Origin of the sequence: Eubacterium sp. AF17-7 (genome assembly GCF_003461285.1) — a bacterium.
Lineage (GTDB): Bacteria > Bacillota > Clostridia > Lachnospirales > Lachnospiraceae > Eubacterium_U > Eubacterium_U album.
The window spans coordinates 1-24294 of the sequence record NZ_QTWU01000004.1 but is presented as its reverse complement, the minus strand read 5'-3'; the positions used below and the strand labels follow the sequence as shown (position 1 = coordinate 24294).

The 24294-nt window shown below is 31.1% G+C and carries 22 protein-coding genes and 2 pseudogenes; 3 read left to right on the top strand and 21 right to left on the bottom strand.

What is annotated here, in order from left to right:
* Nucleotides 1–84: 84 nt before the first annotated feature.
* The 6 genes from DWW96_RS05895 to DWW96_RS13970 form a co-directional block, all read right to left on the bottom strand.
* A complete protein-coding gene (locus tag DWW96_RS05895) occupies nucleotides 85–1344 on the bottom strand; it encodes a GHKL domain-containing protein (RefSeq protein ID WP_117909741.1) in 1260 nt (419 codons plus the stop codon).
* Entirely contained in the window at nucleotides 1341–2048 is a 708-nt protein-coding gene (locus DWW96_RS05890) for a LytTR family DNA-binding domain-containing protein (RefSeq protein WP_117909739.1), read from the bottom strand. The genes DWW96_RS05895 and DWW96_RS05890 overlap by 4 nt, the downstream gene beginning before the upstream one ends.
* A 551-nt stretch (nucleotides 2049–2599) precedes the next feature.
* Nucleotides 2600–2725, bottom strand: coding sequence for a hypothetical protein (locus tag DWW96_RS14530; protein ID WP_260978319.1), 126 nt, complete (start codon nucleotides 2723–2725; stop codon nucleotides 2600–2602).
* The gene (locus DWW96_RS05885; protein ID WP_117909737.1) at nucleotides 2715–2924 is read right to left on the bottom strand and encodes a hypothetical protein; all 210 of its coding nucleotides are present in this window, start codon (nucleotides 2922–2924) and stop codon (nucleotides 2715–2717) included. The genes DWW96_RS14530 and DWW96_RS05885 overlap by 11 nt, the downstream gene beginning before the upstream one ends.
* A gap of 35 nt (nucleotides 2925–2959) precedes the next feature.
* Entirely contained in the window at nucleotides 2960–3091 is a 132-nt protein-coding gene (locus DWW96_RS14525) for a hypothetical protein (RefSeq protein ID WP_278286568.1), read from the bottom strand.
* A gap of 154 nt (nucleotides 3092–3245) precedes the next feature.
* Nucleotides 3246–3536: a TetR-like C-terminal domain-containing protein gene (locus tag DWW96_RS13970; protein ID WP_158562655.1), complete on the bottom strand. Its 291-nt coding sequence runs from the start codon at nucleotides 3534–3536 to the stop codon at nucleotides 3246–3248.
* Nucleotides 3537–3826: 290 nt separating this feature from the next.
* On the opposite strand from DWW96_RS13970, the gene DWW96_RS05870 reads away from it, so the two are divergent.
* Entirely contained in the window at nucleotides 3827–5200 is a 1374-nt protein-coding gene (locus DWW96_RS05870) for a sodium-dependent transporter (protein ID WP_117909735.1), read from the top strand.
* 442 nt (nucleotides 5201–5642) lie between these two features.
* Here DWW96_RS05870 and DWW96_RS05865 read toward each other — a convergent pair whose 3' ends face one another.
* From DWW96_RS05865 to DWW96_RS05845, 5 genes are all read right to left on the bottom strand, one after another.
* Nucleotides 5643–5900, bottom strand: a complete 258-nt coding sequence (locus tag DWW96_RS05865; protein ID WP_117909733.1) for an HPr family phosphocarrier protein — start codon at nucleotides 5898–5900, stop codon at nucleotides 5643–5645.
* Nucleotides 5901–5916: 16 nt separating this feature from the next.
* The gene (locus DWW96_RS05860) at nucleotides 5917–6222 is read right to left on the bottom strand and encodes a PTS sugar transporter subunit IIB (RefSeq protein WP_243003026.1); all 306 of its coding nucleotides are present in this window, start codon (nucleotides 6220–6222) and stop codon (nucleotides 5917–5919) included.
* An 82-nt stretch (nucleotides 6223–6304) separates the two neighbouring features.
* Nucleotides 6305–7621: a PTS transporter subunit EIIC gene (locus DWW96_RS05855; RefSeq protein ID WP_117909731.1), complete on the bottom strand. Its 1317-nt coding sequence runs from the start codon at nucleotides 7619–7621 to the stop codon at nucleotides 6305–6307.
* A complete protein-coding gene (locus DWW96_RS05850; protein ID WP_117909729.1) occupies nucleotides 7608–9017 on the bottom strand; it encodes a glycoside hydrolase family 1 protein in 1410 nt (469 codons plus the stop codon). Before DWW96_RS05850 ends, DWW96_RS05855 begins: the two co-directional genes overlap by 14 nt.
* Nucleotides 9010–9330, bottom strand: a complete 321-nt coding sequence (locus tag DWW96_RS05845; protein ID WP_117909728.1) for a PTS lactose/cellobiose transporter subunit IIA — start codon at nucleotides 9328–9330, stop codon at nucleotides 9010–9012. The genes DWW96_RS05850 and DWW96_RS05845 overlap by 8 nt, the downstream gene beginning before the upstream one ends.
* Before the next feature lie 165 nt (nucleotides 9331–9495).
* Between DWW96_RS05845 and DWW96_RS05840 the strand changes: the two genes are divergently transcribed.
* A complete protein-coding gene (locus DWW96_RS05840; protein WP_117909726.1) occupies nucleotides 9496–11391 on the top strand; it encodes a PTS sugar transporter subunit IIA in 1896 nt (631 codons plus the stop codon).
* Nucleotides 11392–12216: 825 nt separating this feature from the next.
* Here the strand turns inward: DWW96_RS05840 and DWW96_RS05835 are convergent.
* From DWW96_RS05835 to DWW96_RS14390, 3 genes and pseudogenes are all read right to left on the bottom strand, one after another.
* A complete protein-coding gene (locus DWW96_RS05835; RefSeq protein WP_117909724.1) occupies nucleotides 12217–12810 on the bottom strand; it encodes a fibronectin type III domain-containing protein in 594 nt (197 codons plus the stop codon).
* A 120-nt stretch (nucleotides 12811–12930) separates the two neighbouring features.
* Nucleotides 12931–14667, bottom strand: a complete 1737-nt coding sequence (locus tag DWW96_RS05830) for a metallophosphoesterase (RefSeq protein ID WP_117909721.1) — start codon at nucleotides 14665–14667, stop codon at nucleotides 12931–12933.
* 242 nt (nucleotides 14668–14909) lie between these two features.
* Nucleotides 14910–15089 (bottom strand): annotated as a pseudogene (locus DWW96_RS14390) (5-methyltetrahydropteroyltriglutamate--homocysteine methyltransferase); the annotation flags it as partial.
* 331 nt (nucleotides 15090–15420) lie between these two features.
* Between DWW96_RS14390 and DWW96_RS05820 the strand changes: the two are divergent.
* Nucleotides 15421–16197 (top strand): sulfite exporter TauE/SafE family protein, encoded by a 777-nt coding sequence (locus tag DWW96_RS05820; protein WP_117909719.1) that lies wholly within the window; start codon nucleotides 15421–15423, stop codon nucleotides 16195–16197.
* A gap of 164 nt (nucleotides 16198–16361) precedes the next feature.
* On the opposite strand, the gene DWW96_RS05815 is transcribed toward DWW96_RS05820, so the two are convergent.
* The 7 genes and pseudogenes from DWW96_RS05815 to DWW96_RS13960 all read right to left on the bottom strand — a co-directional run.
* Nucleotides 16362–17609, bottom strand: a complete 1248-nt coding sequence (locus DWW96_RS05815; RefSeq protein WP_117909717.1) for a DUF438 domain-containing protein — start codon at nucleotides 17607–17609, stop codon at nucleotides 16362–16364.
* A 183-nt stretch (nucleotides 17610–17792) separates the two neighbouring features.
* Nucleotides 17793–19130, bottom strand: a complete 1338-nt coding sequence (locus DWW96_RS05810) for a M18 family aminopeptidase (RefSeq protein WP_117909715.1) — start codon at nucleotides 19128–19130, stop codon at nucleotides 17793–17795.
* 119 nt (nucleotides 19131–19249) lie between these two features.
* On the bottom strand, nucleotides 19250–19426 hold the full coding sequence (locus DWW96_RS13965) for a hypothetical protein (protein WP_158562654.1): 177 nt from the start codon (nucleotides 19424–19426) through the stop codon (nucleotides 19250–19252).
* A gap of 205 nt (nucleotides 19427–19631) precedes the next feature.
* Nucleotides 19632–21029, bottom strand: a complete 1398-nt coding sequence (locus DWW96_RS05805) for a sodium-dependent transporter (protein ID WP_117909713.1) — start codon at nucleotides 21027–21029, stop codon at nucleotides 19632–19634.
* A 207-nt stretch (nucleotides 21030–21236) separates the two neighbouring features.
* The gene (bioB, locus tag DWW96_RS05800; RefSeq protein ID WP_347496335.1) at nucleotides 21237–22214 is read right to left on the bottom strand and encodes a biotin synthase BioB; all 978 of its coding nucleotides are present in this window, start codon (nucleotides 22212–22214) and stop codon (nucleotides 21237–21239) included.
* 157 nt (nucleotides 22215–22371) lie between these two features.
* Nucleotides 22372–22899: a nitroreductase gene (locus tag DWW96_RS05795; protein WP_117909709.1), complete on the bottom strand. Its 528-nt coding sequence runs from the start codon at nucleotides 22897–22899 to the stop codon at nucleotides 22372–22374.
* A gap of 249 nt (nucleotides 22900–23148) precedes the next feature.
* A pseudogene (locus DWW96_RS13960) lies at nucleotides 23149–24294 on the bottom strand (hypothetical protein); the annotation flags it as partial.

The following is a 24294-nucleotide window of genomic DNA, read 5'->3' as shown; positions in this document are numbered from 1 at the left end:
TATATGTAATCATTTGTAAAATATTTTTCGCATTTACAAATATCAATATAATAATTGCCCGATTGCCATTTTTATTAACAATTCTTATATTCCATACAAACTTACAGCTACTTCAAATTCTTCTCCTTTATCAATAAATTCTACATACCCACCATATTTTTTTACAATATTCTCTATACTTGATACTCCAATTCCATGATTATGCACATCATGTTTACTAGTTTGTTTTATATTCACTAACTCCTTTATCTTGCTGTTGCAGATTTTTATAAACATTGTATTCTTCTTATAAATTATGTCTATTTTAATCCATCTGTCTTCCATATTAATTTTTTTGCAAGATTCTATTGCATTATCTAATATATTTCCTAACAGGATTCCTGCATCTTTATAATCAAGATTAACGGATTTTGGTACTTTAATGTTTACATATGTCTTTATTTTCAAATTTTCTGCCAGGCACATCTTGTGATTTATTATCGTATTTATAACTATATTAGATGTATATAATTTTTTGTTACTCGCATCTAACTCATTAATAATTTTATAAATTTCTTTTGAAATCTCATTATTCTTTTGTGCCTCTGAGCATATCGCTAATAGCATATTTTTCAAATCATGCTTAATTCTTCGTATCTCTTTATTACTTTTTTCCACTTCATTATAATATTGTTCTTTTGCCTGTGCCTCTTGTAACAACATTTCCTTTTCATAATTATCCGATAATGTTTCTGTTACTTTAACAAACATTTTAAACATTAAAACATTACTCGAAATCGTCATAACTATTATCATTAAACACATTATAATAACCGGATTATTCTTACTGTTTTGAATAATATTCATAGTTATACAACATATACAAACACATGTAAGTGGAATAATAACCAGATATTTACTTATATCAAAAGACAATTTAGGGAATTTTATTTTCCTAACTTTACAAATTGCATAAACTATTAAAAAGCGGATAATTTCGCAGATAAAAGAACTTCCATAGTAACGGATAAAATATGGAATTGCCTGTCCTAAAAAATTCAAAACAAAAAATCCTATCAGTTCCGCTACAATTCCAAATCCTATGTACAAAACCGGTAGAATTATATGATACGAAATACTATATGAAAATGAGCAACTATATAGATAAATCATCAATATACATAAAATCAGATTTGCATTTGGATTGTGAAACTGATTTACAACACTAATCCAAATTATGCATCCACAAAAAAGAATCGTACAATATTTCTTTTTCATAGTTCTTTTTTCACTAAAACTCTTAAAATATTTGAAAATAATCAAATAGTCAATTATATTAATTATTAAATCATAAATTATGCTCATACCTGCCCCCTTAAATAATTCAAGTGCTTTTTCTTAATTTCTTTTCTATAATCTCTGCTTACATATAGCATCCTGTGATCTTGCAAAATTACATTTTCTCCTATAATCCCTTCGATTTTTGAAAGATTTACAATCAACGATTTATTTAACATTCCAAACATTTCATCATCTAATTGTGACCATATTTCTTTCAATGTCATATTACATTGATATTTTTTATCATCAATTGTATATATCCATACTTTTCTACCATCTTTTTCTAAATAACAAATATCTGAAAATGCAATGTTGTAATTATTTTTTTTGTAAGAAAATACAAAGCTCCTTCTCTTTATTTCTAAATAGTTCTTTGTTTTCTCTAATGTATTTTTTATTTTTTCGAAGGTTAACGGTTTTTGTATAAAGTCAAATGTTACGGTTTCAAACACATCAAACACATATTGCGAATGACTGGTCATAAAAATAATTAAAGAATCAACATTTTTCTCTCGAAGTTTTTTTGCAAAATCTATCCCTGACATTTCTTTCATTTCAATATCTAATATAAACACATCAAAATTAACATTATTTTCTGTTATGTATTTCTGTAATTCTTCCGCACAAAAAAACACCTCATATTCCAATGATTTATCGTGAATAATTTGAAGAAATTCTTCAATCTGTTCAATAATCACCCTATCATCATCACAAATTGCAATATTCATTTTCTGACCTTCTCTTTCTTAATTAGTAGGGATTTTGTAATTATATCATAATTCAATTTCAAAAGCATCTTTATTTGGGCTTAGGTAAACTCGTGCAACTTGCCCTATATTTAACTTATTTTTAAATTTGTAGGGCTTTTAAAATGCTTTGAGCTTAGTTCCACATATTTATGTACTTAGGAAATTTTATTTTAAACGTATAAACTATTTCCAATTATCCCCTATTGTTTAAATATTACGAAATTGTTACAATTCATCTTGTAATTGGCCAGTACAAATCTAAAATAAGGAGGACGAAACTATGTGTTTTAAATTCAATAGCTGTTCCGAGTTATTTAATGCTCTTTGCAATTTTTTTAAATTCGGTTGTTAGTTAGTAAAAGGTAATATTTATCATTTATAAATTACCTATACAATTGCAATATGGCTAAAATGAAAAAGCCCTTTTCATTTTAGCCATATTTTTTAACCATATAAATTCTATTCCTCTGTTTTTTCTACTGCAGCAATTGCTTGAGAAAATTGTCCTACTCCTACGCTGTTTATCTTTTCTAAAATTTAATCACAACATTAAATGCTTCGTCTGACTTTGATGCCTTTTCTATTGCTTCGTCAAGTTTTTCTAACGGATATTCATCCGTGATAATTGATTCAATATCCCATCGTTTACTTTTCATTATTTGCTATATTGCATGTTTCAAATCCAAGTTTTTTTGCAATATTCAATCTGAAATCTGATAAATCTGCTATTATAACTTGATCTAATCCAAAATATTTTAGCGTAATTGCAGCTGCAATTCCAATTGTTCCACATCCAAATACAATTGCTTTTTCTCCTTTTTGTGGTTGTGAACGTCTTGCAGCTCTGCATCCCACTGTAAAAGGCTCAATTAAACTTGCTTCCCTGTCACTTATTTCAGCCGGTATAAATGCTTTAACTTTGCCTCCGGTACTAAAATATACTCTGAAAAGCCGCCTATTGTTCCTGCTCTCTTTGTATCATTTTTTACAAATCTTGGATACAGATATACTCTCTTTTCCAAGATAAATTCCTGCTTTCATAAAATTCTTCTCCAAATATTCATTACTGCTTATTATAATAATTTAAATTTGACCATAATATTAAATTGTTTTGTAATTACTAAATTTAACTAATATTAATATTTTTAACACTGCAAGATTACATTAAATACTTTATTAATTAGATGTATTTACACATTTTAAAATTATGTCACATATATGTTCTTCTGACATTTTGCAATCATTTTGTAGCCATTCTTTTACAACAGCAATCATTCCATTTATGTAAAATGCTGCAATATATGTTTTTTCTTCATTTGAAATACTATACATATCCATTGCCGGACTAAAAATGTGTTTAAACATTTTTTTATAAATCGGGTAATTTACTCCCATGCATGCCAATCCTATTATGCCAATTATTATTCCCAAAATAAACATCAGGTTTCCATTGCCTATTACCTTCATTGACAGACACATCCCTATTCCTGTAATTAATGCTTATAAAATACCAAAAGTATAAGTAAATATCGTTGCCGGCATTTTTGCCTTTCTGTCAAGTTTTCTTAATGCCACCACTTTTGATGTATCCTTTGGTGCATATTCATTTGATTTCTAACTGTTTTTACTCTTTGTTTCATAGCGATTTATTTTACTCTTCTGTCAGACGATTTTATTCTACTCTTATTGTGTTTTTTTCTGCTCTATGTTACACTTTTTATACTTGCGATTAAAAAGTATATGAGAGGTAAAAAATTATGAAAAAACACAATAATAAAAGGAGTTCTTTTTCCGGAAAGCTGGGATTTGTATTATCTGCTGCCGGAGCTTCTGTAGGTCTTGGAAACATATGGCGATTTCCGTATTTAGCTGCTAAATATGGCGGCGGGATGTTCTTATTAGTATATATCATTCTTGCCCTGACATTTGGATATACAATGATTGTTGCTGAAACATCTATTGGACGTATGACTAAGAAAAGTCCTGTGGGTGCTTTTAAATTTTTTGGCAACTCTAAGTTTGCATCTTTAGGCGGATGGATTAACGCTATTATTCCTATTCTCATTGTTCCATATTATTCTGTAATTGGTGGATGGGTTATTAAATATTTAGCCGAATATATAATTGGCGGCAGCAAATTATTAGCGGGTGATGACTATTTTACTAATTTTATTACAGGTGGTTTTTCCGCTGAAATCTGCTTTATAATATTTACATTTATTACTTTAGCCATTATTTATGCCGGAGTTAGAAATGGTATTGAACGTGTATCAAAATTTATGATGCCTATTTTAATTGTTTTATCAATTATAATTACAATTTATTCTATGACACGACCTGGTGCTTTAGCCGGAGTAAAATATTTCCTTATTCCTAATTTTGAGAATTTTTCATGGATGACTGTTGTTGCTGCAATGGGACAGATGTTTTATTCTTTATCAATTGCTATGGGAATTTTAATTACATTCGGCTCATACATGAAGAAGGATTTATCAATCGAAGATTCTACTAAAAATGTAGAAATATTTGATACCGCTATTGCGATTATGGCTGGCTTAATGATTATCCCTGCAGTATTTGCTTTCTCTGGTGGTGACCCTGATGCCTTAAATGCAGGTCCTTCATTAATGTTCATCACTATTCCTAAAATGTTTGAAAGCATGGGACTTAGCACGGTTGTTGGAATTTTATTCTTTACATTAGTTTTATTTGCAGCACTTACGAGTTCAATAGCCTTAACTGAAAGTGCTGTTTCAACTTTTCAAGATGAATTTGGATGGGGCAGAAAGAAAGCTACTTTCATTCTTGGTGGAATAATGCTTGTTCTAGGAAGTTTATCAGCTCTTGGTTATGGACCTTTAGCCTGTGTAAAAATCATTGGAATGCAATTTTTAGATTTCTTTGACTTTTTAACAAACTCTGTAATGATGCCAATTGCAGCATTTGCCATATGTATACTCGTTTCAAAGGTAATTGGTCTTAATAAGATTGAGGAAGAGGTTCTTAACGGCGAGGGAAAATTTCGCAGAAAGAAAATTTTTAATTTTATGATTAAATATCTTTGTCCTATATTTGCAACAATTATTCTTCTTAGTTCAATCGCAAATGCATTTGGATTGATTACAATATAAAAAAGGGATACTATATTATTGAAAAAGTAATTAGTTTATATGCTACTTTTTCATGTAAAAATTTTCAAAAAATAACTGCCATGCCTCAAAAGACTCTGACAGTTGATGTAAAATTAATGTATGAACTCAAACATTAACTTACAGAAAATTTATAATTTAAATCAGTGCAACTAAATATAACATAGAAGAAAACAGTAACAAAGAATCAGACTAAACGTCGTATAAATTTAATAAGCCGCTAATAACGGCTTATTAAATTACACCATAAAAAGTGACAGAAAAGATTAAAACTTCAATAGAAACCTCAAAAAATGCATAAATGAAACTGTCACTTCACGAATTTTCATTCGTTAAAGCGACAGCCCCTCTAAATAAGAAAGATAAAATAAATATATTTAAGGCCAAATTATCCTTCATATATTATCAAACCATATTATTTAATTTATAGTTTTTCTTCTATATATTTTTTTATAGTCTTTAATGATTTTTTTTCATTATCTCCATTAATTAATATTGATATTTTCTGACCATATTTAGCACATAAACCTACAACTTCAGTTATATTTTTTATATTTGCTATCTTTCCATCTTTGTTTATATACACTTCAATTGCATACTCGCTTGCAATGTTTGCTAATTCTGCGGCTGGTCGTGCATGTAATCCATCTATGCAACTTATTATATGGTCAATTTGAATCATATTTGCCTCCTTAACATTATATTTCCTTTAATGCCTCATCCAAAACTTTTTTTGCATTCATCATTCCAAAATCCTGAGCAGCAATTGCCATTACCGGAATTCCTTCTGCCTGTTTTTTTATGTCATCTAATGCAAATCTTATTTGTGGTCCAAGAAGTATAACACTTGTTCCTTCAAGATTATCACCTAACTCTACCATTGGGATAGCATCTACACTGGCATCTAACCCTCTTGTTTTTGCTTCCTGCTCAAGTTTCATTTTCATAATCCCGGTACTCATACCTGCATTACATACTAACAAAATCTTCATATTAATCTTCATTCCTTTCTCGTTGTTTGGGCACAAATAGTAATGAAAAATTTTATTTTTCAACCTATTATCCTACGATGTAAAATTATCTATTTTATGCCTGCGTGCTCTCTTCCATCACTTCTTCTTTTATTTTCTGTTTTTCATATATTTTGAAGAATGGGAAGTATATAATTATGTCAATTACAATTAAAGCACAAATTAAAATTAATGCTTTAATATCCATAGTATCAATAAGTCCACCTATTGGACAAAACATATTCCAACTTGCATATGCAAAAGTTTTTGCTACAATTCCCGTATTCATTGCTATATATGTAATTACACCATTTAACGGCATAACCAATATGAAAGGCAACATCATTGTTGAATTGTACATAAGTGGCAAACCAAAAATCAACGGTTCATTAATGTTAAATAATGAAGGAATAATAGCTATTTTTCCTATTGTCTTAAGTTGTTTTGATTTACTGAACAATGTTAAAATAGCAAGTCCAAGTGTTGCACCACTACCTCCAATAGCCATAAATGTCCACCAAAATGGCTCAGTAACAATATACGGAAGTGCTACTGCTGCTGTACCAGCTGCAAAGGCAGCCTGATTAGCTGTAAAATTATTCATTAAGAATGTATCCAACGGACCTGTTATTACTGTATCATGAATACCAAACCACCAGAAAATCATAACTATTAATGCTAATATAACAACTCCCCAAATACTGTCAACCATATTAACTATAGGTGTCATAATAAGTTGCATTATTGCCGGAATTCCTACTCCCGTAAAGTTTAATAATACTGCGTCAACTGTTGCAACTGCTACCAAAACAATCACTATTGGAACAAGGTTTCCTATCGATTCGGCAAGTGCAGGTGGAACTCCACCACCTTCCAAATTGATGTATCCAACCTTTCTGTCAGATAAAAATCTGTATAATTCAAAAGATACAATTGTTACTAATATTGCAACAAATAAACCTTTTCCATCCAGATAATCAAAAACTAACGTTCCCTCTTTGTTCATAGTTGCTGTTATCATAAATGACGCAACTGAAACTGCAACTGTAACCCATGATTTGTCCATCTTATAATGTTTGCCTAAATTAATTGCTAATCCAATTGATGTCCACAATGCAATCAGAGACATTGTTACCGAATAAACATACCCCAGTGCTGGACTTGTAAACGATGCAATATTTGCCCATCCGTGCATAATAGCCTTAAGCACACCTGAATCCATTGTTGTATAATCCATTGGCGGTGATATAATAATAAGAGCAAAACTTCCTATAGTGAATAGTGGAATTAAAGCTAGGAATGTGTTTTGCAAAGCTTGAAGATATTTCTGTCTTGCCAATTTATTTGCAAGTGGAGATATCTTCTTTTCAATCCAATTACTAAATTTTTCCATTGTAACTTCCTCCTTTTTCTTTTATAAATTCTTTATACCAATGATAACTGTCTTTCGGTATTCTCTTGCAGTTATCATCAAAGTCTATATAAACTAAACCATAACGTTTCTTATAACCGTTAATCCAACTGTAAACGTCCATTGTTGACCATACAAAATATCCTCTACAGTCACAACCTTCAACTATAGCTTTTTTAATCCAATCTACATATCCCTGTAGAAAATTAATTCTATACTGATCATGTATTTTTTCACCTTCAACTATGTCATACTCTCCCAAACCATTTTCCGTAATAATAATTGGTGTATCAGGATATAATTCCTTAAATTCCATCAACATATCATATACTGATTTAGGATATATTTCTGTTCCCCAAGGTGTTTTCTTCGTATTTGGATCATCATCCAGCGCACACCAGTCTTTTATTTCCATTTCCTCATTTTTTGATGAGTCTCCTGTATTATTCACCTCCATTACAGTTTCTCTTCCTGTACAAGGTTTAACCAAAAATCTGCAATATGCATTCACACCAAGATAATCTACTGTTCCTGCCTTAAATATTTCTTTGTCTTCTTCTTTCATATATGACAAATCATAACCTAACTCTGTTAAATGTTCTATATATTCATCAGGATAATATCCCTTTATGCATGTATCATTAACTGACGTGTTAAAAAATATATTTGCAAGCTTTTTCGCCTTCCTATATTCTTCATTATCCTTTAATATTTCAATTGGATAGCTATCACTTACAAGTCCTATCATTCCCTTATATCCCATATTTTTATATGCTTTAACAGCTCTTGCGCTAGCTAACATTAAATGATACATAGCTTTCCACCGTCTCTCAAGATTCTTTACATTAGGAGGATAATTTCCAAAACCATAACAGCAAAGTGTTTCGTAATTTGGTTCATTTATTGTTGCCCAATAATTTACTTTGTCTCCAAATTCCTTAAAGCAAACCTTTACATATTCTTCATACGCATCAACTGTTGCCCTGTTTTCCCATCCACCATTTTCAAATAAGGATTGTGGTAAGTCATAATGATATAATGTTACTAACGGTTCTACATTATATTTTTTACATGTGTCAATTAATCTATTATAAAAATCAATACCTTCTCTACTGATTTTTCCTACACCATCCGGTATTATTCTTGTCCACGCAATGGAGAATCTATATGCATTCTGATTTCCATCTGCTATCATTTTTATATCTTCTTCATATCTATGATAATGATCACATGCTACATCTCCTGTTACAGGATTTATATTGTTTTTTTCACTATGACAAAAAGTGTCCCAATTGGACATTCCTTTGCCACCTTCTTTCCATCCTCCCTCACATTGATAAGCTGCTGTAGCACTTCCCCACAAGAATTTTCTATCCATTAATTTTCTCCCTGTACAATGTTATAAATTCTTTTGCAACACGTTCATACATTATTGTCGTCATTAAATGATCCTGTGCATGAACTAACATTATGCTATATTCAATATCCTTTCCCTGAGCCTCCTTTGCCAGCAATTCTGTCTGAGCGTTATGAGCGTTAGTTAACTCACTTTCTCCTTTTTTTATTAGCTCATCAGCTTCATCAAACTCTCCATTTCTTGCTTTTTCCACTGCCTTAAAAAAAGATGAAAACGCATCTCCGGCATAGCTTATAAGTTGAAAAGCTACCATTTGTGCTTCTTCTCTATTCATATTTTTTTCTCCTTTCGTTTCTTTATGCTGCTATTATATTTCACTTGATTTGCGATTACAAATCGACTTTTGCGGTATACACCGCATTGAAGTATTTGCCTGTACTTTATCAATATTGTATAATTTAATTACTTTTATAACGTATTTTTTATTAAGGAGATTGTTATGAACAGATTCACTAAGCGGCAAAAAAAAATAATTAAAGAAATCAGTAGTTCTAATGATTATATAACAGGGAAATCACTAAGTTTGATTTTAAATGTTTCTTTAAGAACTATTCAATCTGAAGTTGCTGAAATAAATAAAGTCCTACCGTTAATTTTATCAACTAACAGAGGATATTCTCTTGATTACAATATGTATAAAGCATTAACTTTCCAGCTATCTGAAGATGAACAAAATTTGGAACATATAATTTTGAAAAAAGTATTTTTTCACACGCCTCATTATAATATTGATGACCTGGCGGATTCTCTATATATTAGCACTACTACCTTGGAAAAATACTTTAAAACAATAAATAAAACTTTAGAAAATTTTGATTTAAAAATATCAAGAAACAACAACACTGTTTTTGTTGTTGGCAACGAATTAAATAAGCGCAAATACTTAAACAAAATTATTTTTGATGAAATTAATCCGGCTTTTAACAGTATTGACAATCTGACCAATTATTTTGAAGGCATCGATGTTGATAAAATAAAGATAATTATTCTAAACTCAATAAATAAATATGACTACTATATTGATAATGCTTACTATAACAATTTAATTGTAAACATTACTATAGCATTATACAGAATGCGTACGGATCATTATGTTTCACAACCGATTAATAATATATCCGACCATTCTGATAATATAGAATCGAAAATTGCAAACGAAATTTGTACTCAGTATTCAGCACATTGCAATATTGCTCCTACAAAAGATGATATTTTTTATATTTCATCATTATTAGAGGGAATAATAAAACCTATAAACCAAAATCATCTGATAAGTTCTAAAGATATCTTGTCGGAAGATTTTATAGAAGATATCCGAGAGATTTTATTAAATGTATTTTCTTATTACATGTTAGAAATTAATTTTGATGAGTATCTTTATAGTTTTGCTCTACATATACATGGTTTAATTAAAAGAGCTAACAGTATTCAGTCATCAGGAAACGATTTTCTCTATAATATAAAGAAAAATTGTCCTTTTATATATGATGTATCTGTTAATATTGCTCAAAAACTAAATAAAAAATACAACATTCATATTGCTGATTCTGAAATCGGATACATAAGCATACATATTGGATATCTTATTGAATCATCTAACACTGATTCTGATAAAGTTTCTATTTTGCTTTTATGTCATGATTACCACCATATTGACTCTAATATTGAAAAAAAACTTTTAGATAATTATGACAATTTTATAACACTAAAATTATTTAACACTAATAACAGTTCTACTTTAATTGATGCATACTCTGATTTGATTATAACTACACAACCTTTAAATCTCATTGGAAAAGAAGTTATTGTGGTATCACCATTTTTTACTATGATGGATCAAATAAACATAGATAATGCCATTCATAAATGTTTAGAAAACAAGCAAAAAATTAAAAGAAACAATATGTTATCATCATTTTTTGATAAAAAGCTTTTCTTTAAATCAAACAATTTTAGCAATAAGGAAGATGTTATTAAGTTTTTGGGACAAAATGTTATAGATTATGGTTTGTGTAAAGATGGTTTTATTGAATCTGTTTTAGAACGTGAACAATTATCTTCAACATGTTTTTTTGACACCTTTGCAATTCCACATGCTTTAGACATGAACGCTACCCATACTATGATTTGTGTTCTTACTAGTGAAAATGGCATTAAATGGGACGAACATACTATTCATATTGTTTTAATGTTAGCCGTCCAACAAAATGACAGGAAAAAATTCATGGAATTATATAATGGTATAGTCCAGACATTAGAAAAGCCTGAAAAAGTTAACAAACTTGTATCAGCTGACAGTCTAATGTTCTTTCTTGAACAATTGTTAGAAAAATAAAATTATGAATGTCAAACATAACTTATGAGATTTAAATACATAAGATTGAGGCTGTTCATACCTCGGATATGCTTCCTTCTAAATAGACAAGTGAAAAATCACTTAATATTTAGAAGGGAGCATTTTCTATGTTAAAATCCACAATCAGTCCATAAGATAATCTTGATTCTATTCATATAATTAAATCTGTAAAGAAAGTATGACTCATATGGCCAATAGACTAGAAATTACACTAACTTCTATTTAGCAATGGATAACTATTTACAACAATTCTAGTGAAGATGAATTTTACGTATCTACATATAAACATTACCCAAAATAATTAAAAGAGCAAGCTGTATTGAATTATCTTTCAGACAATCAAGGAAGGAAATAGAATTTATGGATATTCCATTAATGCACTATGCAACCTTGGAAAAGTAAGTTGAGCTTCCTATTATAAATGACTTAATAGGAAAATCCCGGCTACTGAAACTAAAAACATATTAAGCCGTGAATTTTCTGCCTATACACCAAATAAAAATAGTTAACTGCTGTTACAGAATTTAAGTATTATATTTGAACTGAAAAATATAATGTGTACTTGAGTGCAATACTCGATTTATATGACAGAAAAATTGTTGCTTACGTAGTCAGAGACAGCAATAAAAGATTACAAAGAAATTTAGGAATATTAACACTTATTGAAAACACAAAAACTATTTAAAAGTAGAATAAAAACATCCAGCAGGAATATCCTGCTGGATAGAAAAATTTTTTATTGTTTTAATTGTCTACTTAACATGAAGCAATTCACCCATTAATAGCATCCTTTTTTTATTGAAATTATTTAACTATTTTGATTAATATCCTTGACCATTTTCCTGTTTTTTTGCCATTTATTGCTCTAACCCTAATGTAGTAATTCCTGATTTTAAGTTTCTTTAATACATATACTTTTTTACTTGTCATATATGTAGTTGTTTTTGATTTTTTGAACTTCTTATTTGCTGAAATACTTACCTCGTATTTTTTAACATTCTTACTCTTTGTCCAGCTTATTTTTATTGAACGTTTTTTTACTTGCTTTACTTTAAGATCTTTTACCTTTGCAGGTACTTTTTCTTTAATTATATCTGTTGTCTTTAAAGTTTCATTATTTGTTGTTTCGGCATTAGCTGTCGTATTGATACCTTCAATTTTTGTTGCAGGTTCTGTTGCTGACTCATTTTCTTTTGTTGCAGGTTCTGTCGTCGACTCATTTTCTTTTATTGAATGATTCTTAGGCAAAACCTCAAATTCAATTTTAGCATCAGGGTTTACGTAATTTATGCTTCCCGTATCCTGTAAATCTGAAATTGTGTCAGTTGATTCATCTACTGTTACTGTCTTAACCTTTATACTTTCATCTGTTACTGTAATAACATCATATACAGGCATTCCCGGTGTTCCAGTAATTTCTGCATATCCCGGAATTGTGCTGTTAGCTGAATCCTGTTTTGATGCACAGCCACCGCACTCAAGATAAACTGTTCCGTTTTTATCTTCTACTCCATTTTTTTAAGCTTTTGTTCTAATGTATGAGTGGTCATGACCGAATAATACTAATTCTACATTGTATTTGTCAAAAACAGGTGTAAATGCTTCTGAAACATCTCCTGCAATTCCTGCTCCGCCATATGGTCCTCTGTGTATTGCTGCGATAATATATTTCTGTTTTGTTTTTGACATATCATCTGCTGCCCACTTAGCCTGTGACTTTAAGCCTTCACCCTTACATTCTGAATTCAAAACTACGAAATGTACTTTTCCGTAATCGAAAGAATAAACTGTTCCCGGTGTCACACCTTCTTCTGTACATTCATTTGGAACTGAAAAATGTTCTCTAAAAGCCCATGCATCATATGAAGATGTCTGTTCATGATTGCCTACTACCGGAATATATGCTGTACTTCCAAACATTCCCTGAGACTTTCCTATAAACCATCTCCATTCATCTTCAAAATAATTTGTATCTACAAGATCTCCTGTTTCCATAATAAATACAGGGTTATATGTATTTGCTATTTTTGTAACTGCTTTCTGGAAAATATCATATCCCGACTCTGTTTTAGACTGACTGTCTGATGCTCTTACAAAAGTAAAATCATCAGATAAACTTCCTGTTGTAAATGAATAAACCTCTGATTTTACATCTCCACATACTGCCTGATAATAATATTTTGTATTCTTTGAAAGTTCTGTTGCCTCTGCTCTAAACACACTTGCACTTTCCTTGTGGTTTAAAGCTTTTGTAGCATTAAATTTCTTAGCATTTGTCATATTTTCATTTACAGATACATTTACATAGCCTTCTGAAAAACTAGCCGGCATTTGCCATGTAAACTTTCTGGTACTTTCAACATTGTTGCCAAAAGTATTTGTTAATACGTTAATTTCACTACTGCTTAATGATGTAGTTTCCTTAAATTCCGGCATTGGTGTTGCGTACCATGCACCATCTGCTGTTGTTCTTGGTCTTGCCCACTGAAGATAATCAGCATCTGTTGCATTATATTCAATTATTACAAAGTCACCATCATCTTCACCAATTGCATTACAGTCAGTATCCTGAAAATCAATTCTTCTAACAGCCTTCTTAGTTGACTGACTGTCTGTTGCATAACCTTCAAAAGCAAAAGCCTTTTCGCTTTCCATTGAATCATTGCCATGAACACCTACAAGGTCAACATATCCTTCTTTTAACGGTTTCTTCGATGTGTTATCAAAAATATTATTATCTGTTAAAAGCTGTTGATTGCTCATTAATGTAACTGCTACACCTTTGCCATTAATTATAATATCATCCCACTGCATGTCACCTGTAGGAACCTGAAAATTAGCCGGTGTAGTGTTATCCTTATACTTCTTAGTTCTTATTAAATAAGATGAATGTGCCGGAATACTTCCATTAAGATCAAGCTTATGCCATCCCGGATCATTCTTGTCATCGCCTGTAGCACCTTCATACTGAACAGACCATGTGGATAAGTCTACCTCTGAATCTGTAGGATTGTATAATTCAATAAAACCGTGCGAACCTGCACCCTTATTATTTCCGCCACCATACACCTGGTTAATAATTACATGATTTACTGCTACATTATAATTTCCTGCCCCGTCATATGGAGTTCCTGCTTCAACAGTTGCCGCATTAATTTGATTTACACTATTATTTAATGGCATTCCATTTAATCCTGATGCCACAATACCGGCAATAAGAACTGCCCCTATTGCTTTACTTGTATTTTTTCTCATAATTTCCTCTCACTTTTCTAAACTTAATTTACGTGTACTCACATATAATAATTCGTAATATTAAAGCCTCTGTATACTTTATGTCAAAGTTACGTAAAAAATAAAAAAGTGAAATTAAAGTCATTAAAAATATCTGAATATTAAAAAAATGCAAAAAATATATAGAAAACAATACACTTATCCAAATAACAAAAAGAAACCAGAAGCTCCCCATAAAGGTTAGCTTATGGTTACATATTCAACTATCCCCAAACTTCTTTAGCTATTTCTTTAACAAGCTTAAGCTTTGCCCACTGCTCTTCTTCTGTAAGCTTGTTTCCGATCTCGCATGATGCGAATCCGCACTGAGGACTTAAGTAAAGTCTGTCTAATGGAATATATTTTTCTGCTTCGTGTATTCTCTTTATTACTTCTTCTTTATTTCCATTGTCGAACTGTTTTCTTGCTTCCTTAAGCTTCTCCGGTCTTAAGAAACTTCCTACAAAGTTGGTTCTAGATATTCATTGACCCATTAAACAAAATTAAAGTTTTTCATCCCTCTATTTTACGTCTCTGTATAACGGTAACATTTTTTGTAGCATTTTTCCATATATTTTCACAGCTTACTGTAACATTTTTTATATCTATATATTTACATATATTTATGTAACTGTATTTACATATATTTCTGTAACCTGTTTGTTTTCACAATACGTATCTGTTATAATATTTTCCAGTTTCATTATACTTAATGCTTAAAGGAGGACTTTTACAATGTCTTTATTTATTACAATACTAGTTACTTTTTTTGCTGGAATGGGTGCCGGACTTGGTACAGGATTTGCCGGAATGAGCGCCGCCGCAGTTATCAGTCCTATGTTAATCACTTTTCTTGGTATGGACCCTTATATGGCGGTAGGTATAGCACTTTCATCAGATGTTCTTGCCAGTGCTATCTCTGCTTACACTTATGGGAAAAGCAAGAATCTTGACATTAAAAATGGTATTATTATGATGGTCAGTGTTCTTGCATTTACAGTTGTCGGAAGCTATGTTTCCAATCTTGTTCCTTCAACTACAATGGGTGGATTTTCAGTATTTATGACTTTTATTCTGGGTATTAAATTTATCGTAAAACCTGTTATGACAACTAAGGAAGCTATGGAAAATGTATCTGCAAAAAAACGTGCCATCCAGTCAGTTATATGTGGCGTTTTAATTGGATTTATATGTGGTTTCATCGGTGCAGGAGGTGGCATGATGATGTTACTTATACTAACATCTGTTCTTGGCTATGAATTAAAAACTGCAGTCGGAACAAGTGTATTTATTATGGCCTTCACTGCATTTACAGGTGCTGCATCTCATTTTGCCATAGGTGGCGTACCTGATGTGAAAGTTTGGATTTTGTGTATTTTGTTCACATTAATCTGGGCTAGAATTGCAGCAGTTTTTGCAAATAAAGCAACACCTAAAACCTTAAATCGTGCAACAGGTATTATACTTGTAGTTCTTGGAATTGTTGTTATGGGATTTTCTATGTTTGCATAACCACAAAACTGGAAATATTATATTTAAAAATACAGATAAACTTTTGTTATTAAAATTTATCTGTATTTTTTATTTCATTATGACTAAAATTTTCTTAGCCTTAATCTTAAATAATTTTCTAAATTTTCAATATTATCATAACCATAAATTTTATTTAATTTTTGTTACAATTTGAAATGTTCCTTTACAAATTCCATATCCTGAACCAACTCTACTGTTCCTAAATAATCTTTTTTTTCATTTCTTACTGCCATATAGGTCACTAACATTGTTCTTCCATTCTTTTCCATCCATACCGGTACCTTGTCCATATTTCCACTTTTAAATTCTTCTATAATTCTTCTCACCTGTTTTTCTACTTTTGGAGGATGACATGAAAACACTTCCCTTCCAATAGCCATTTCCGGTCGCTTAAATACCTTAGGGCCTTCATTAAAATATCTGTTTATATTTTCTGTATCTACAAATGTTATTTCAAGTGGAATTGTATTAAGCATAGCTGCAAGCTGTTCTACTGTCATTGTTCCTCCAGCCATCACTATTTCATCTTCTTTTACTTTCCTGTCTTCTACTATTTTTTTCTTTTTAGTAATATATGCCTTTTCTGCTTCTTCCCAAATCACATTTTCTACATCCAGACATTTTTCATAATCCTTTGAGTCTATATATATGTCATACCACTCTGTTTCCGTAAAATTTAATGCACAATTAGGAAAAAGTATATTTGCCTCTTTATATATCATTTCTTTTATTCGAATTAAAACCGCTTTAAATCTCTCTTTCCATTCGTTATCCTGTTCATCTGCATTGTATAATTTTGTTATTTCATCCCTGATTTCATCATCTACCGTCCACATTACATCCGATGGTCCACTAATATCATACTTAACTTTTAAATGGGGATACAGCAAATCTCCCTTCTTTGCATAATGAATTGCTATCTGTCTTAGATTAGTTAATAATTCTTTCTCAATATTTCCATCATTTGCAACACCCATACATCTTTCAACTAGCTGTTCAATTTTTTCATTTTCACGGGTAAATGTATATAATGGATGTCCCGAAATACTAATTAGTTTTTTGGTTGCAGCCATCCTTTTTTCTTTAACAGACTGATTTGCAGCTTTTTCTGCATTTAAAATTCTTTCTTCTGTAGTTTTTCCATGGAATAATGCAGAATGTACATCACATAACTTTTGAACCTCTTCTAAAGGCGTTCCTTCTTTTAACAGCCTTTGTTCCGCTAACATAATTTCAGACGCGTCAACCTCTTTAAATTCTTTTACAAAATCAGCACGTACACTTTCGAGGTTGTCTTTATTTTTAAGTCTTTTTAAATACTCTTTAATTTTTTCTATTACATCTTCTCTAGTCAACTTATCACCACTTCTACTAATATTTAATTTATCCATTTCTTAATTCCTTCCCAATATATATTCTATATTAGTTTTTTTATTTTTAAATATAATATACATATATTGACCGATATTGCGAAAAATGTCCTTACATCAGTTTTTTTCTGATATAAAGACACCTTAATTTTACTATAATTATTTATACCATTCTTTTCGTCTGGTTGAAAGATATGGAACTTTCTATTTTAAACTAATCTCTCCATTTTCGCCTGTTATAATAGCTGTCTCATAAAATTTCTTCACAGCCTTTATCATTAATTCTGTATCTTTTATTCCTGCCGTCTCGTATGGCGAATGCATTGCAAGCTGTGCAAGTCCTATATCTACTGTATTAAGTGATATATGACTGTTTGAAATATTTCCAAGAGTTGAGCCACCCGGAATATCTGAACGATTTACATATGACTGAACAGGCACTTCCGCTTTTTTGCAAATTTCCTTAAATATTGCTGCCGATACTGCATCAGTTGTATATTTTTGATTTGCATTATATTTAATAACAATTCCTTTATTCATATATGGTCTGTTTGTTGGGTCAGCTTTTTCCTTATAATTAGGATGAACTGCATGAGCGTTATCTGCTGAAAGCATAAATGATGATGCACACGCTCTTACAAAATCTTCATTGTCTTTTCCTTTACACATTGAAATTCGTGAAAGTACATCTGCAAGAAATGATGAATCAGCTCCCTGTTTCGTAGTACTTCCAACTTCCTCGTTGTCAAAAACAGCACATACATTTACACTTTCTTTATTTGTCTCTTTGCTTTTAATCAATGCATTTATGCAACTATACGCACACATTACGTCATCTAGTCTTGGAGCTGATATAAATTCATTATCTGCTCCCCATACAGTTCCTTTCTCTCTGTTGTATAAAAATAAATCTGTACTAATAATAGAATCTGTATCTGTATTTGCTTCTTTTGCAATTATTTTTTCAAATTTATTTTTAGCTGATATTTCACCAAATAAAGGTATCATATCTTTTTGTGGATTATATTTAATTCCACTATTTGCATCTCTGTTCATATGAATTGCAAGGTTTGGTATAACACACAAATCCCTATCTACATTTATAAGAACAGGCTTAAGGGTATTTCCATCCTTTATAATAACACGTCCTGCTACTGAAAGTGGTCTGTCAAGCCAAGGTGCCATCAACATTCCACCGTACTTTTCTACATTTAATGTTACATAATTACTGTCTTCTATCATCTCAGGATTTTCTTTAATTTTAAATGCCGGTGAATCACTATGTGCAGCTGCTATCTGGAAATTATAAAAATCTTCATTCTCAGGCATACAAAATGCAATTATTGATGAATCATTTCTTGTTACATAATATTTTCCATTAGGTTTAATTTCCCATCTATCCATTTCATTTAACTTAACAAAGCCTGCACTTTCAAGCATTTTTGAAAAATTATTTACTACATGGAATGCTGTAGGGCTTTTCTTTATAAACGCCATTAGTTCTTTTGATGTATTTCTATAATTACTGTTATTTTCTGCCATGTTGTCTCCTTTTTTTATTAACTCGTTGTATTTTTATTATTATATTTTTTTAATTTCACTATTCTCAAATAAATTGTTTGCGTTTTTATTAATGGCAACTCTTTCCTTAAAATTACATTTTAATCTCTACTCAAAATTTTTAATAAACTGTCCACAATATTATATAATGCCTGTATAAGCTGTGCAAACATAACAGGTGGAGCTAGTTTAAATAATATTTTACTAATCTTTTCCTGTCCAAGAAATTCTGTTGTATCTGTTGCATTCATAATTTTTTCTCGTTGTAATTGTTCCAAATCAGCTCCATTTTAGACTTCTGAAAAAGGGTTGTCAACAAACTTATTTGCTCCTAAAACAAACTTAAAATTAATTTTAAATAAAAATGGATTAATTAAAGCCTCGTTTTTTCTTCACAAAAAACTCGCCTTTATAAATATGGCCTTGCCCTATACAAAAAAACAGAAACTCTTAAACTATCAGAGTCTCTGTTCTTTAGAATCTTTATTTCGTAATCATATTTAGTAAACCTGTTGACTGCAAGAATAAAATAATCATAATTAATGGCATTATATATTTTATCATAACATTATATAATTTTTTACGTGAGAACTTTTCTCCATTTAATTCCATTTCATCTGTAATCCATGACGGCTTCATAATCCAACCAATAAGTATCGCTGATAGTAATGAAATAAATGGCATAAGGAAACTATTACTAATATAATCCATAATATCCAAAAGCTGTCCTGTGCTTCCGTTTGGAAGTTTAACTTCTACATAGAAAATGCTATATCCTAAAGCAATAACTGCTGTTGCAATTAAATAAATAACAGATAGAATTCCTGTAGTTTTCTTTCTATCTGCATGGAAAATTTCCATACAATTTGCAACGATTGATTCTAATACAGAAATACATGAAGTTAATGCCGCAAATCCTGCTAATACAAAGAAAATAAGTCCTACAATTCTGCCTGCAAATCCCATTCTATAAAATACACTTGGAAGTGATACAAACATAAGTCCCGGCCCTGCTGACATTCCATCAAGACCTGAGAAAACAAATACTGCAGGAATAATCATCATACCGGCTAAGAAAGCTACTGCCGTATCCATAATTTCAATATGAGATACTGCTTTATTTAAATTAACATCTTTCTTAACATATGAACCATATGTAATCATAATACCCATTGATACACTTAATGAGAAGAATAACTGACTCATTGCATCTAATGAAATCTGTAAAAATTTCTGTACGGTAATACCTGACATATCAGGTTTTAAATAAACCTTTAATCCCTGAAGACCTGTTCTAACTGTTCCATCATCTAAAGTTGTTTTTAACGTTAATGAGAAAATTGCTATTCCGATTACTAGAAGTAAAAGTACCGGCATAACGAATTTAGAAACTCTCTCAATACCTTTTTCAACTCCGTTATAAACTATAATTGCTGTTAAAAGCATAAAAATAATTCCAAACCATACTGAAGAATGTGAAGAAATAAAGTTTGTAAAACAATTGTCCGCTACTGCATCTTTTCCTGAACCGAAAATATAAATAGTCATATACTTAAGAATCCATCCACCGATTACAGCATAATAAGTCATAATTAATACCGGAACAAAAAATGTAATAACCCCTAAAAACTTCCACTTCTTTCTCATTGACTGATATGCATATATCGCACTCTTTCCTGTCTTACGACCTATTGCAATATCAGTTGTTAATAATGTAAAACCTACTGTCAATACAAGCACCAAATATATGATAAGGAAAAGTCCTCCACCATCCTTTGCTGCCAGATATGGGAATCTCCAAAGATTTCCTACACCTACAGCACTTCCTGCCGCAGCGAGTACAAATCCTACCTGCCCACTAAACCCGTTTTTTTGTTTCATAATTGTCACCTCATAAATTTTATTTTTACTTAATTAAATTAAGTTGCTGTATTTAAAGGTAACATATTTTTGCTTTTTTAACAACATAATATGCTTTTTATTTATATAGCATAAAAGTATTTTTCTGTACCGTAATTACAATATGCATTTTTCTACGCCATAAATTTTTTATACACTGTAGACACACTTTTTATGTAGTAAATTATCTTAGTTGTTTTTCCAATATTCCGGTGTCACATCACGATTTAAATTTTTTAACATTTCTCTATCACTTCTAATCGTTGCACACGCTACAGTTGTAAGCATATCTCCTGTAATACTTGCAGATGCACCTGATTCAAATGCTATTTCTCCATCATTTGTTAGTAATGCTCTTCCTGCTGCTAAGCGAATATTTGCCTCCGGATTAATATATCTGAAAAATGCTATTGTTCTTAAAATATCATCCTCTGTAAGCTTTGGAAGATTTTCAAGTGGTGTTCCTTTTATAGGCATAAGTGCATTTATTGGAATTGAGTCAATTTCTAATTCTGCAAGGCTTACTGCCATATCTAATCTGTCTTCCCATGTTTCTCCCATTCCAATAATTCCACCGGAGCATGCACACATACCTTCTGCTTTTACTTTTTTTAGTGTTTCGATTTTCTGCTCATAAGTATGTGTTGTACATATATTAGGAAAATTACGTTTTGATGTTTCTATATTATGATGATAGCTTGTGACACCTGCCATATGAAGTCTATGTAACTGCTCCTCATTTAAAAATCCCATCGATGCACACAAATCAATTTTGCACTGTGACTTCATCGTCTCATATGCATGAATCGCTTTGTCAAATTCTTCTCCTGTCAAAGCTCTGCCGGCTGTTACAATTGAAAATCTGTCTACGCCTTCTCTCTCATTTAATCTGCAGGCTTCTAATATTTTCTCTGTTGGAAGAAAATCATACGTTTCACAACTTGTATGATAATGTGCAGACTGTGCACAGTATTTGCAATCCTCAGGACATCTTCCACTTCTTCCATTAATTATTGAGCACAAATCCACTTTATCCCCTATAAAATATTCGCGTATTGCATCCGCGCCCTTACAAAGTTCCTCTAAATCACAATTTAAAAAGACAGACAAATCATCCTCTCTTGATATTCGTCTGCCTTTTATAATCTCCTGTGCCAAATCTAACATATTCATCTTTTAATCTCCTTTATCAAAATTCATTTAACTTATTACATAGTACATTAAAAGGGTTTTAACTGTCAACTACGCTTCGTTGATTAGTTGACAATCATTTTATGTTATTTGACCTATTATTATATGTTGTGTATTAATTTAGTACTTTTCTTTATTTAATATAAAATACTCTATTTACTTTTCGCTTTGCCGCTTTCGGTGTTTCTCCATCTGCATAACCTAAAGCACAGTGTCCTATACCTACGTATTCTCCTGAAATACCTAATGATTTAAGAAGTTCTTTTCCCCACTCAGTTTCAAATTCTTCCCTCGCACGATGTATCCAACAACTTCCAATTCCTAAATCATGTGCTGCTAACATAAGATTACCCATTACAAGACTTCCATCATAAATTCCTGTTGGCCAGTCCTTTCTCGCTAAAACAATTAACATTGCGGGTGCACCATAAAACGGATCAAATCCTTCTTCCCAGCCACCAATTTTTCTGTTCATTTCAGCTATTTTATCCCTTAATTCTTTTTTTGTCACCTGAATAATTATCGTGTTCTGAGTTCCCTTTCCACTAGCTGCATATAATCCTGCCTCGATAATCTGGTCAAGAATTTCCTGCGGAACCATGTCCGCCTTATACTTACGAATACTTCTTCTTTCCTTCATTTCTTTTAATACTTCGCTCATTTTTATTCCTCCTCTACTCTTTCCCATTTCATAATATTAACTTCTTTTTATGTATAAAATATGATTTCCACTTTTTATTTTAACACTTCTTTTAAGAAAAAAGCAAAGACTACGATATACTTTATTAATTCAGTATACATCACAGTCTTCATATATTTCTTTATTTTATACCATGTAACATATAATTATTAATAAACTTTTTAATTAAAAAGAGCCTGCACTCATAAGAATACAGACTCTTTGCTTTATTTATTTTTTCATTTTAATTTTTCGCTTAGACCATTTACCATAATAAGTTATTCCATTTACAACCTTATATGCTCTTACTCTAATATAGTACTTTTTGTTAGCTTTAAGTTTTTTAATTGTAAATTTAGCTTTCTTATATTTTTTAGTCTTTGCTTTCTTAAATTTCTTTGATGTTGATATCTTTATCTGATATCCATTTACACCTTTTGCAGCTCTAAGTTTGATTTTTGCTTTTTTAGCGCTTCTCTTCTTAATTGCTTTTTTAATTTTTACTTTAGGTACTTTTACATTACCTACTGAAGAGTTTGTTGTTACATTGCCATTATCTTTTTTCACCGCATTTGTAGTTGTTGTGCCTTCATTTTTTCCGTTTCCGGTTGTTGTAACCTGCTGTGGCTCTGTTGTTCCAGATTCTGTTATTTCATCATTCTTTGTTGTCGCCTCAGATACCTTTGTTGTTGTCTCTGCCACCTTAGTTGTTGTTTCAGGTGTCTTTGTTGTTGTCTCAGTTACCTTTGTTGTTGTTTCTGCTACCTTAGTTGTTGTTTCAGGTGTCTTAGTTGTTGTTTCTGATACCTTTGTTGTTGTCTCTGCCACCTTAGTTGTTGTTTCAGGTGTCTTTGTTGTTGTCTCAGATACCTTTGTTGTTGTCTCTGCCACCTTAGTTGTTGTTTCAGGTGCCTTTGTTGTTGTCTCTGCTACCTTAGTTGTTGTTTCAGGTGTCTTTGTTGTTTCTTCAGGTGCCTTTGTTGTTGTCTCTGCCACCTTAGTTGTTGTTTCAGGTGTCTTTGTTGTTTCTTCTCCTGAAAGACTATCAAGGAATCTACCATTGCTCTGTGCAAATGAGTTTTTATTCTGTGATGAATCCCAGTTAATTGACCATGTCATGATTCCTCTTAATCCCGGATGTGCATTGTTTAATTCTGTAAATGCACTCTGTAATGTTTCATTTGAAACCTGTCCACTTCCTGCAGCACTTGCTGATGAAGGTACACCTATTACTACCTGATCAGGTCTAAGTGGTGCAAAATACTTTTCTGCAGTCTGTGACTTTGTATAATAGTTATTTACATAGAAACCGTTTAATAACATGTTGCACATTGCAACAATTCCTTCTTTTGTTCCCATGTTGTATGACTGATTATC